11 protein-coding genes are annotated in these 11091 nt (G+C 70.5%); 4 read left to right on the top strand and 7 right to left on the bottom strand.

From position 1 onward, the window contains the following. Both rarD and HY68_RS07370 read right to left on the bottom strand, forming a co-directional pair. Nucleotides 1–887 (bottom strand): EamA family transporter RarD (gene rarD, locus HY68_RS07375; RefSeq protein WP_063779699.1); only part of this gene is annotated, 887 nt, incomplete at its 3' end. 200 nt (nt 888–1087) lie between these two features. After that, a complete protein-coding gene (locus tag HY68_RS07370; protein WP_041985881.1) occupies nt 1088–1948 on the bottom strand; it encodes an SDR family oxidoreductase in 861 nt (286 codons plus the stop codon). Nucleotides 1949–2046: 98 nt separating this feature from the next. Here HY68_RS07370 and HY68_RS07365 point away from each other — a divergent pair, with 98 nt between their 5' ends. After that, nucleotides 2047–2472 carry a helix-turn-helix domain-containing protein gene (locus HY68_RS07365; protein ID WP_041985879.1) on the top strand — a complete coding sequence of 142 codons (426 nt, stop codon included), beginning with the start codon at nt 2047–2049 and terminating at the stop codon, nt 2470–2472. Nucleotides 2473–2509: 37 nt separating this feature from the next. On the opposite strand, the gene HY68_RS07360 is transcribed toward HY68_RS07365, so the two are convergent. The 5 genes from HY68_RS07360 to HY68_RS07340 form a co-directional block, all read right to left on the bottom strand. Continuing rightward, the gene (locus HY68_RS07360) at nt 2510–3586 is read right to left on the bottom strand and encodes a 2-oxoacid:ferredoxin oxidoreductase subunit beta (protein ID WP_041985876.1); all 1077 of its coding nucleotides are present in this window, start codon (nt 3584–3586) and stop codon (nt 2510–2512) included. Then, nucleotides 3579–5534 carry a 2-oxoacid:acceptor oxidoreductase subunit alpha gene (locus HY68_RS07355; RefSeq protein WP_041985873.1) on the bottom strand — a complete coding sequence of 652 codons (1956 nt, stop codon included), beginning with the start codon at nt 5532–5534 and terminating at the stop codon, nt 3579–3581. The genes HY68_RS07360 and HY68_RS07355 overlap by 8 nt, the downstream gene beginning before the upstream one ends. A gap of 306 nt (nt 5535–5840) precedes the next feature. Further along, nucleotides 5841–6500, bottom strand: a complete 660-nt coding sequence (locus HY68_RS07350) for a response regulator transcription factor (protein ID WP_041995361.1) — start codon at nt 6498–6500, stop codon at nt 5841–5843. Between the two features lie 173 nt (nt 6501–6673). Further along, nucleotides 6674–7990 (bottom strand): sensor domain-containing protein, encoded by a 1317-nt coding sequence (locus tag HY68_RS07345; RefSeq protein ID WP_328583178.1) that lies wholly within the window; start codon nt 7988–7990, stop codon nt 6674–6676. Between the two features lie 100 nt (nt 7991–8090). Beyond that, nucleotides 8091–9278, bottom strand: a complete 1188-nt coding sequence (locus HY68_RS07340; protein ID WP_041985869.1) for a sensor domain-containing protein — start codon at nt 9276–9278, stop codon at nt 8091–8093. Nucleotides 9279–9457: 179 nt separating this feature from the next. Here HY68_RS07340 and ndhC point away from each other — a divergent pair, with 179 nt between their 5' ends. The 3 genes from ndhC to HY68_RS07325 all read left to right on the top strand — a co-directional run. Further along, nucleotides 9458–9850: an NADH-quinone oxidoreductase subunit A gene (gene ndhC, locus HY68_RS07335; RefSeq protein WP_041985867.1), complete on the top strand. Its 393-nt coding sequence runs from the start codon at nt 9458–9460 to the stop codon at nt 9848–9850. Continuing rightward, nucleotides 9841–10494: an NADH-quinone oxidoreductase subunit B gene (locus tag HY68_RS07330; protein ID WP_041985864.1), complete on the top strand. Its 654-nt coding sequence runs from the start codon at nt 9841–9843 to the stop codon at nt 10492–10494. The genes ndhC and HY68_RS07330 overlap by 10 nt, the downstream gene beginning before the upstream one ends. Next, nucleotides 10491–11091: NADH-quinone oxidoreductase subunit C (locus HY68_RS07325; protein ID WP_041985861.1), on the top strand; the 601-nt coding region annotated here is incomplete at its 3' end. The genes HY68_RS07330 and HY68_RS07325, both read left to right, overlap by 4 nt.

Below are 11091 nucleotides of genomic sequence, written 5' to 3'. Positions count from 1 at the left end.
GCGGGCGGCGGGTCCTGACGGCTTTCCAGCTCCGCCGCCAGCCGCCGCGCCCGCGCCTTCGTACGGTGCGCCGTCCGCAGCGCGTCCCAGGTCAGTACGGCCAGCGCGACCCACACCAGCGCGAAGCCCGCCAGCCGCTCGGGCGGCATCTCCTCGTGGAAGTAGGTGACCCCCAGGATGAGCTGGAAGACCGGCGCCAGGTACTGGAGCAGGCCGAGCACCGACAGCGGCACCCGGATCGCGGCCGCGCCGAAGCAGACGAGCGGTACGGCGGTGACGATGCCGGTCGAGGCGAGGAGCGCGGCATGCCCGGGGCCGTGGGTGGTGAACGTCCCGTCGCCGGAGGCGCCGAGCCACAGCAGGTAGCCGAGGGCGGGCAGGAACTGGATCGCGGTCTCGGCGGCGAGCGATTCGATTCCGCCGAGGTTGATCTTCTTCTTGACCAGCCCGTACGTGCCGAACGAGAAGGCCAGGACCAGCGAGATCCACGGCGGCTGCCCGTAGCCGATCGCGAGCACGAGCACGGCGACGAAGCCGATCAGGACCGCCGTCCACTGCGCCGGCCGCAGCCGCTCCTTCAGCAGCAGGACGCCCATCGTGATCGTGACGAGCGGGTTGATGAAGTAGCCCAGGGACGCCTCGACGACATGGTCGGCGTTGACCGCCCAGATGTAGACGCCCCAGTTGACGGTGATCACGGCCGCGGCGACGACCAGCAGTCCGAGCTTGGCCGGCTGCCGGACCAGGTCCTTGATCCAGCCCCAGCGGCGCAGCGCCAGCAGGGCGACGCCGACGAAGGCGAGCGACCAGACCATCCGGTGGGCGAGGATCTCCATCGCCCCGGTGGGCTTGAGCAGCGGCCAGAAGAGCGGGACGAGGCCCCACATTCCGTACGCGGCGATTCCGTACAGCAGTCCGGCCCGCTGTTCGAGTCCGGCCCGCTGTTCACCCTCTGCCTTCACTGGCCCTCCCCGCCCCGCGCCGCCGTCCCCCGCCGTCCTGGCGGAGCCTCCCGAGGAAAGGTAGTGCGGCACGGGCCGGGATGTCATGTGCGTATCGGAATACGGTCATGACCGGAGGGCTGACGTCAGGACGCGAGCGCCGCGGCGATCGAGTCGGCCAGCGGGGTCGTCGGCCGGCCGATCAGCCGCGCCAGGTCGCCGCTCGTGCCCGCGATAAGGCCACGGCTGATCGCGGTGTCGACGCCGGCCAGGATCTCGGCGAACGGCTGGGGCAGCCCGATCCCGACGAAGATGGCGGTGTGCTCGGCCTCGCTGACGGACCGGTGGACGATGGTGGAGCCGGTCTGCCGGGACAGCTCGGCCGCGTACTCGTCGAAGGACCACGCCGAGTCGCCGCTCAGCTCGTACACCGTGTTCAGATGGCCCTCGCCGGTCAGTACGGCGGCGACGGCCGCTGCGTAGTCGGCGCGGGCGGCCGAGGACACCCGGCCGTCGCCCGCGTTGGTGACGACCTCGCCCGACGCCAGCACCGGAGCCAGATTCTCCGTGTAGACCTCGGAGTACCAACCGTTGCGCAGGAACGTGTACGGCAGCCCCGAGTCGAGGATCAGCTGCTCGGTCACCTTGTGCTCGTCGGCCAGCGCGAAGTCCGCTTCGGGCCCGCCCAGCGCACCGGTGTACGCGAGCTGCGCCGCCCCCGCCGCCTTGGCCGCATCGACGACCGCGCCGTGCTGCGGTACGCGGCGGCCGACCTCGCTCCCCGAGATCAGCACGACCCGGTCGCCCGGCCGGAACGCGGCGGCCAGGCTCTGCGGGTCGTCGTAGTCCGCGATCCGCACCTCGACACCGCGCGCCTCGAACTCGGCGGCCTTCTCCTTGCTGCGGGCGACGGCGGCGATACCGGCGGCCGGCACCCCCGAGTCCAGCAGGGACGCGATGACGAGCTTGCCGAGGTGGCCGGTGGCTCCTGTGACGACGACGCTCATGCCATATCTCCAAATTTGTCTGGTTCGTATTGCTCGCTCACCACCCTACGGCGCGCACTAACTATGAGTAAGTACCCACCTTGAAGTAAGGTACAGACATGACAGTAAGTGAGGTGTACCCGCAGCTCGCGCGGCCGGACGTCAATCAGCCGATGTGCGAATCCCGGCTGATCCTTGAGCATGTGACCAGCCGCTGGGGCGTCCTCGTCCTGGCGGCGCTGCTGGAGCGCTCGTACCGCTTCAGCGAGCTGCGGCGGCTGATCGGCGGGGTCAGCGAGAAGATGCTGGCGCAGACGCTCCAGACGCTGGAGCGGGACGGATTCGTGGACCGCGACGCCAAGCCCGTCATCCCGCCGCGCGTCGACTACGCGCTGACCGAGCTGGGGCGCGAGGCGGCCGAGCAGGTCTGGGCGCTCGCCCGCTGGACCGAGAGCCGGGTGGCGGCCGTGCTGACGGCGCGCGAGGAGTACGACGAGGCCCGGACCTCCACCGAGGAGATCCGGGCCCCGCGTGTGCGTGCCTGAGCGCGCGTACGTGGCCGCGCGCGTACGCGGCTGAGCGTCAGCCCGCGACGGTCCAGGTGTCGTTGCCCGCGAGCATGCCCGCGAGGTCGCCCTTGCCCTGCTTCTCGACGGCCGTGTCGAGCTGGTCGGACATGAGGGTGTCGTAGACGGGCCGGTCGACGCTGCGGAAGACCCCGATGGGGGTGTGGTGCAGGGTGTCGGCGTCGGCGAGCCGGGACAGCGCGAACGCGTTGGTCGGCGAGGCCGAGTGCGCGTCGTGGGTCAGGACCCGCGACTCGTTCTCGGGCGTCACGGCGACGACCTCCAGATCGCCCGTGGCCAGGTCGCGCACGACCCCCTTGCTGCCCAGGCCGTTCTCCAGCGGGGCGCCGAAGCGGATGGGCTGCCCGTGCTCCAGCCGGATCACCGCCTCCTGCGCCTGGTCCTTGTCCTTCAGGACCTCGAAGGCGCCGTCGTTGAAGATGTTGCAGTTCTGGTAGATCTCCACCAGCGCGGTGCCCGGGTGTTCGGCCGCCTCGCGCAGCACCTGGGTGAGGTGCTTGCGGTCGGAGTCGACGGTGCGCGCGACGAACGAGGCCTCGGCGCCGATGGCCAGCGACACCGGGTTGAACGGGGAGTCCAGGGAGCCCATCGGGGTGGACTTGGTGATCTTCCCGAGCTCGGAGGTCGGTGAGTACTGGCCCTTGGTGAGCCCGTAGATCCGGTTGTTGAACAGCAGGATCTTCAGATTCACATTGCGGCGCAGCGCGTGGATGAGGTGGTTGCCGCCGATGGACAGGGCGTCGCCGTCACCGGTGACGACCCAGACCGACAGGTCACGGCGCGAGGTGGCCAGACCGGTGGCGATGGCCGGGGCGCGGCCGTGGATCGAGTGCATCCCGTACGTGTTCATGTAGTACGGGAAGCGGGAGGAGCAGCCGATGCCGGAGACGAAGACGATGTTCTCCTTCGCCAGGCCGAGTTCGGGCATGAAGCCCTGCACGGCGGCCAGGACGGCGTAGTCGCCGCAGCCGGGGCACCAGCGCACCTCCTGGTCCGACTTGAAGTCCTTCATCGACTGCTTGGCTTCGGCCTTGGGTACCAGCGTCAGCAGCTCGTTGGTGATCTCAGACATCGATGGCCTCCTTGAGGGCCGTGGCGAGCTGTTCGGCCTTGAACGGCATCCCGTTGACCTGGTTGTAACTGTGCGCGTCGATCAGGTACTTGGCGCGGATCAGGGTGGCGAGCTGGCCGAGGTTCATCTCCGGCACCACGACCTTGTCGTACGACTTCAGCACGTCCCCGAGGTTGGCGGGGAAGGGGTTGAGGTGGGTCAGATGCGCCTGCGCGATGGGCACGCTGTCCTTGCGCAGCCGGCGTACCGCCGCCGTGATCGGGCCGTACGTGGAGCCCCAGCCGAGGACGAGGGTGCGGGCGTGGTCCGGGTCGTCCACGTGCAGGTCGGGCACGGTGATGCCGTCGATCTTGGCCTGCCGGGTGCGGACCATGAAGTCGTGGTTGGCCGGGTCGTACGAGATGTTGCCCGTGCCGTCCTGCTTCTCGATCCCGCCGATCCGGTGTTCGAGCCCCGGCGTACCCGGCACGGCCCAGGGGCGGGCCAGCGTCTGCGGGTCGCGCTTGTACGGCCAGAACACCTCGGTGCCGTCGGCCAGCTCGTGGTTCGGGCCGCTGGCGAACTGGACGCGCAGATCGGGCAGTTCGTCGATCTCCGGGATCCGCCACGGCTCGGAGCCGTTGGCGAGGTAGCCGTCGGAGAGCAGGAAGACGGGGGTGCGGTAGGTGACCGCGATCCGCGCCGCCTCCAGGGCGGCGTCGAAGCAGTCGGCGGGGGTGCGGGCCGCGACCACCGGGACGGGGGCCTCGCCGTTGCGGCCGTACATGGCCTGCAGCAGGTCCGCCTGCTCCGTCTTGGTCGGCAGCCCCGTCGAGGGGCCGCCGCGCTGGATCGCCACCACCAGCAGCGGCAGTTCCAGGGAGACCGCGAGCCCGATCGTCTCGGACTTCAGCGCGACGCCGGGGCCCGATGTCGTGGTCACGGCGAGGGACCCGCCGAACGCGGCGCCCAGCGCGGCGCCGATCGCCGCGATCTCGTCCTCCGCCTGGAAGGTGCGTACGCCGAAGTTCTTGTGCCGGGACAGCTCGTGCAGGATGTCGGAGGCCGGGGTGATCGGGTACGAGCCGAGGTACAGCGGCAGTTGGGCCTGCTCGGCGGCGGCGATCAGCCCGTACGACAGGGCCAGGTTCCCGGAGATGTTGCGGTAGGTGCCGGTGGGGAAAGCGGCGTCGGCCGGGGCGACCTCGTAGGAGACCGCGAAGTCCTCCGTCGTCTCGCCGAAGTTCCAGCCGGCCCGGAAGGCGGCCACGTTCGCCTCGGCGATCTGCGGCTTCTTCGCGAACTTCGTCCGCAGGAACTTCTCGGTGTTCTCCGTCGGGCGGTGGTACATCCACGACAGCAGACCCAGCGCGAACATGTTCTTGCTGCGCTCGGCCTCCTTGCGGGAGAGACCGAACTCCTTGAGCGCCTCGATCGTCAGCGTCGTCAGGGGCACCGGGTGGACCTGGTAGCCCTCCAGCGACCCGTCCTCCAGCGGCGAGACGTCGTAGCCGACCTTCGCCATCGGACGCTTCGTGAACTCGTCCGTGTTGACGATGATCTCCGCACCGCGCGGTACGTCGGCGATGTTCGCCTTCAGCGCCGCCGGGTTCATCGCGACCAGCACGTTCGGCGCGTCACCGGGGGTCAGGATGTCGTGGTCCGCGAAGTGCAGCTGGAACGAGGAGACACCCGGCAGGGTCCCGGCAGGCGCCCTGATCTCGGCAGGGAAGTTCGGCAGCGTCGACAGGTCGTTGCCGAACGACGCCGTCTCCGAAGTGAACCGGTCACCCGTCAGCTGCATACCGTCCCCGGAGTCACCCGCGAACCGGATGATCACCCGGTCGAGACGGCGGACCTCTTTCTCGCCCGCACCCCCCTGTCCGGACAGATGGGCACGCTGTTCCCCGACGACTGCCTCATCGGCGTCGTTGGCCTCATCGGCTGGGCTACTGACCTGGCTGGTCACTGAACTGGACCTCCCTCGAGGCGGCGGCTCGGGACCGGCCGGCCACCCGGCAGTCCCGGAAGCCACCCTACGTCGGTAAGGGTGGCCTACCTTGGACCGCTTGCGTGCTGGGTCGCATGGTGAGACATCTCCCCACCATGTTTTGGGGTGATGTGCCCCACATTGGGGGGCTTCGGTACCGGCTGAGCCGTACTCATCCTTTGGGTCTAGGTCCCGCAGGACCATCCGGCGGAGCTACGGCACAGCGGCGGCGCGGCGGCGGCGGCCGCCGCCACGCCCGGTCCGGCGGATCGTGTCCTGAGCGGCTCATGTCTTCAGGTAGGTGAGGACGGCGAGGACCCGCCGGTGATCTCCGTCACTGGGGGAGAGGCCGAGCTTCAGGAAGATGTTGCTGACGTGCTTCTCCACCGCTCCGTCGCTCACCACCAGGGCCTTGGCGATGGCCGAATTCGTCCGTCCCTCGGCCATCAGACCGAGCACTTCGCGCTCCCGGGGGGTCAGCCCGGCCAGCACGTCCTGCTTACGGCTGCGGCCCAGCAACTGGGCCACCACCTCCGGGTCGAGGGCCGTACCGCCCCGCGCCACCCGGACCACCGCGTCCACGAACTCCCTGACCTCAGCCACCCGGTCCTTGAGCAGATAGCCCACACCCCGGCTGGATCCGGCCAGCAGCTCGGTCGCGTACTGCTCCTCGACGTACTGCGACAGGACCAGCACCCCGATGCCGGGGTAGTCCTTGCGCAGCCGCACGGCGGCCCGTACGCCTTCGTCGGTGTGCGTCGGCGGCATCCGTACGTCCGCGACGACCACGTCCGGCAGCGTGTCCTGCGCCGCGAGGTCCCCCACCGTCTTGATCAGTGCTTCCGCGTCCCCGACGCCCGCGACCACGTCGTGCCCGCGGTCGGTCAACAGGCGGGTCAGGCCCTCCCGAAGCAGCACCGAGTCCTCGGCGATGACCACCCGCACTCTGTCCTCCACGTCCCCGCAGCCCCCATGTCGCTTTTCCGTCCGCACCCGTGAAAATCCAGGTGCCCCCAGCATCCCAGGGTTCCGATCGCTCCGCCCGCACCTGCGGCGAATCTAGGGAGATCCGGGGGCCGGCGGAGGAACGGACGAACAGCGGGCGGGGAAAGGACGGGTCAGCCGCGCCAGGGCAGCTCCGCCGTCACCACCGTGGGACCACCGGCGGGGGAGTCCACGACGAGGATGCCGTCCACGGCGCCGAGGCGCTCCGTGAGCCCCGCGAGACCGCTGCCGGCCGTCATGTCGGCGCCGCCCTGCCCGTCGTCCGTCACCTGGAGCATCAGCCGGTCCGCCGTACGCCACACGTCGACCGTGGCGCGCCGGGCCCTGGCGTGCTTGCTGACGTTCTGCAGCAGCTCCGAGACGGTGAAGTACGCGATGCCCTCGATGGCCGCGGCCGGCCTGGCGGGCAGATCGACCGTGACCTCCACGGGCGCCGTGCAGCGCGAGGCCACGGAGGAGAGCGCCGCGTCCAGGCCCCGGTCGGTGAGGACCGCCGGGTGGATGCCGCGCGCCAGGTCCCGCAGCTCCTGGAGCGCCGTCTTCACCTCGCCGTGCGCCTCACCGACCATGCGCGCCGCGGCCTGCGGGTCCTCCGTCAGCTTCTCCTTCGCCAGCCCCAGATCCATCGCCAAGGCGACGAGCCGGGCCTGCGCCCCGTCGTGCAGGTCACGCTCGATCCGGCGCAGGTCGGCGGCTGCCGTGTCCACGACCACGCCCCGGTCCGACTCCAGCTCCGTGACGCGGGTCGCGAGCCTGGACGGGCCGAGCAGACCCGTTATCCACAGCCGGTCCACGCTGGTGAGCCCCCGGATCAGCCAGGGGGAGGCGAGCACGAGCACCAGACCGACCGCGCTGACCGCCGCGATCTCGAACGGGCTGTCCAGCACCACCACGTTGCCCTGCGCGTCGCTGAACAGCTGGATGCGCGCGTCACCGGAGTCGGGGGAGATCCACTGCCACAGCGGATAGGTGAACAGCGCCCAGGCCGTCGTCCAGAAGGTCAGGGAGACCGTGAAGGCGAACGTCGCCCACGGGAAGTGCAGCAGCGCGTAGAGCAGATGCCGCCAGGACACCCCGCTCTTCAGCACCGCCCCCATCCAGGCCAGCGGTCCGCCCTTCTTGCTCCGCACCGGCTCCGGGTTCGCCACCTCCACCCGCAGCAGGGTCCTGGCCCTGGCCCGCTCCAGCACACCGAGGCCACGGCAGGCCGCCAGCGCGGCAGCCAGCACCGGCACCCCGAGGAAGGTGATCAGCAGCCCCGAGCCGAGCACCGTCATCGTGAGCGCGAAGCAGAACGCGGTCACACTGATCGGGAAACTGAGCAGCAGATAGCCGAACTCGCGCCAGGTGCGGGCCTCGACCGGAGCGCGCAGCACCGGGGGCAGGACATGGCGCCGGGGCTGCGAGCCGCTGTTGATGTAGGTCTCCATGTACTCCATGCTCCCCGGGCCGAGTCCTGCGCACCATGAGGTCCGTCTCCTACTTGACCGGGGGTTTTCCCCACCCTCTTCGCCGGCCGGGCGACGGTGGTCAGGCCGTGCCGCGCTCCCACCAGGGCAGCTCGGCCGTGATCGTCGTCGGACCGCCCTCGGGCGAGTCGAGGACGAGCAGCCCGTCCACGGCGCCGAGCCGCTCGGCGAGCCCCGCCATCCCCGTACCGCCGTCGAGCCGCGCACCGCCGTGGCCGTCGTCGCCGACCTGGATGAGCAGCCGGTCCTCGGCACGCCACAGGTCGACGGAGGCCATCCGCGCCCCGCTGTGCTTGCTGACGTTCTGCAGCAGCTCCGAGACGGTGAAGTACGCGATGCCCTCGATGGCCTGCGCCGGCCGGTCGGCCAGATCGACGGTCACCTTCACCGGGACCGTGCAGCGGGAGGCGACGGAGGACAGCGCGGCGTCCAGGCCCCGGTCGGTGAGGACGGCGGGGTGGATGCCGCGCGCCAGGTCCCGCAGCTCCTGGAGGGCCAGCTTCACCTCGCCGTGCGCCTCGTCGACCATCACGGCCGCAGCGTCGGGATCTTCGAGCAGCTTCTCCTTCGCCAGGCCGAGCCCCATGGCGAGGGCGACGAGCCGGGCCTGCGCCCCGTCGTGCAGATCGCGCTCGATCCGGCGCAGGTCGGCGGCTGCCGTGTCCACGACCACGCCCCGGTCCGACTCCAGCTCGGCGATCCGCCGCTCAAGGCCGTCGGACGGCGACAGCAGGCCCCGCACCATCGCCCGGTCGACGTTGGTCAGCCCGCGCACCACGAACGGCAGCACCGGCCACAGCACGATGAGGCCGACGAGCGTGACGGCGAACGTCAGAACGCCCCAGGGCAGCCGGATGAACGCGTACAGCGCCGTCCGCCAGGCCACCGTGTCCTTGAGCCCCGTCCAGAGCCGGCCGAAGAAGCCGTCCGTGCCCGGCTCGCGCCTGCCCTTGCGGAACAGCGGACTCGGCTCGTCGATCCGCAGCCCCAGCAGCCCCCGCGCGCGGGCCCGTTCGCCCTTGCCGTACAGCCGCGCACCGGCGAGGCCGAGCGCCAGCCACGGCAGACCGATCACCGTCACGGACAGACCCACACCGGTGGTGATGGCGAACACGATGAGCACGAACGCGACCATGGAAACGGGCAGGTTCGCCAGGAGGTAGGAGACCTCCTTCCACGTGTGCCGGTTGTAGGCGAAGCGCGCGGGCGGCGGCAGATCGGACGAGGCGGGGCTGGCACTGGCGGTCATAACCCCCCAGCCTGCCGGGCCGGAGTCGCCGGCGCCATGGGGAAGCTGGGAGGAGGGAACTAGGGATAACCCCACCCTTGCCGGACGCGGCTGCTTACCCAATCTTTAACAGGGCCTAGACTCCCGTCCGTACAGATCGTCGAAGAGGCTGCTACGAGGTCAGGGAGCGAGGGGCGGACGTGTCGGAACCGACCGTTCTCGCGGGGGACTACTTCCACGGCTACACGGTGGTCGGGCTGCTCGCCGTCATCGGTGTGCTGTTCGTCGCGGTGGCCTTCGGGGCGGGACAGCTGCTGCGCCCCGTGGTCCCCACCCAGGAGAAGATGCTCACCTACGAGTGCGGCGTCGACCCGGTGGGCGAGGGCTGGGCACACACCCAGGTCCGTTACTACGTCTACGCGTTCCTCTATGTGATCTTCGCCGTCGACTCGGTCTTCCTCTTCCCGTGGGCCACGGTCTTCGCCGCCCCGGGCTACGGCGCCACGACGCTGGTCGAGATGTTCGTCTTCCTCGGCTTCCTGGCCGTGGGACTGCTCTACGCATGGAAGAAGGGCGTCCTGGAATGGACGTGACCCCCGCCCCTGCCGCCGAGCCCGCGCTGCCTCCCGAGCCCGAGCTGCTGCCCGAGCCGAGGCGTCTCGGCGTGCTCTCGCGGCTGGCACCCGAACCGATGAAGGTCGTCCTCAACTGGGGCCGCCGCTACAGCCTGTGGGTCTTCAACTTCGGACTCGCCTGCTGCGCCATCGAGTTCATCGCCGCCTCGATGGCCAGGCACGACTTCATCCGGCTCGGAGTGATCCCCTTCGCCCCCGGGCCGCGCCAGGCCGACCTGATGGTGGTGTCCGGCACGGTCACGGACAAGATGGCACCCGCCGTGAAGCGGCTGTACGAGCAGATGCCCGAGCCCAAGTACGTGATCTCCTTCGGCGCCTGCTCCAACTGCGGCGGCCCGTACTGGGACTCGTACTCGGTCACGAAGGGCGTCGACCAGATCATCCCCGTCGACGTGTACGTACCGGGCTGTCCGCCCCGGCCCGAGGCGCTCCTCCAGGGCATCCTCAAACTCCAGGAGAAGATCGCCCGCGAGACGCTCGGCGACCGGTACGCGTCGGCGGCCAGGCCGTCGACCGCCGCGCTGCGCAGCGATCTGGTCGCACCTCCGGCGCCGGATGCCACGCCTGCCGCTCCTGCTGCCCCTGGTGAGGGAGCGTCGTGAACGCGTACGACCGGCTGCCCGACCCGGCAGCCGTGGCCGAGGTCTTCGGCGAGGGCGCGACGGCGGAGCGGGCGTACGAACTCCTCACCGTCGATGTCCCGGCGGCCTCCTGGATCAGCGCACTCGAAGCGGCACGCGACCAGTTGGGCTGCGGCTTCTTCGACTGGCTCAGCGCCGTGGACGAACCGGGCACCGGCTTCCGTGTCTGCGCGCACGTCGTCGCGCTGGGCGGCGGCACGGTCCGCAAACTGCTGCTCCGTACGACCGTCCCGCACGAGGCGCCCGTCCTGCCGACCGCGCTCGGCGTGTACGCGGGCGCCGGCTGGCACGAGCGGGAGACGTACGAGATGTTCGGCGTCTCCTTCACCGACCACCCGAACCTCGTCCACCTGCTGCTCCCCGAGACCTTCGAAGGTCACCCGCTGCGCAAGGACTTCGTCCTCGCGGCCCGGGTCGCCAAGGCGTGGCCGGGGGCGAAGGAACCCGGGGAGTCCGAGGGCGGCGGCCCGCGCCGGCGGCAGATGCTGCCGCCCGGCGTGCCCGACCCGAACGAATGGGGCCCGCTGAAGGGCCAGCTCCCGCCGGCCCCCGCGCGGC

The sequence above is a fragment of the Streptomyces sp. AcH 505 genome (assembly GCF_000818175.1).
Taxonomy (GTDB): domain Bacteria; phylum Actinomycetota; class Actinomycetes; order Streptomycetales; family Streptomycetaceae; genus Streptomyces.
Note: the sequence above shows the minus strand (reverse complement) of the source record. Positions and strands in the feature narration are given on the sequence as shown.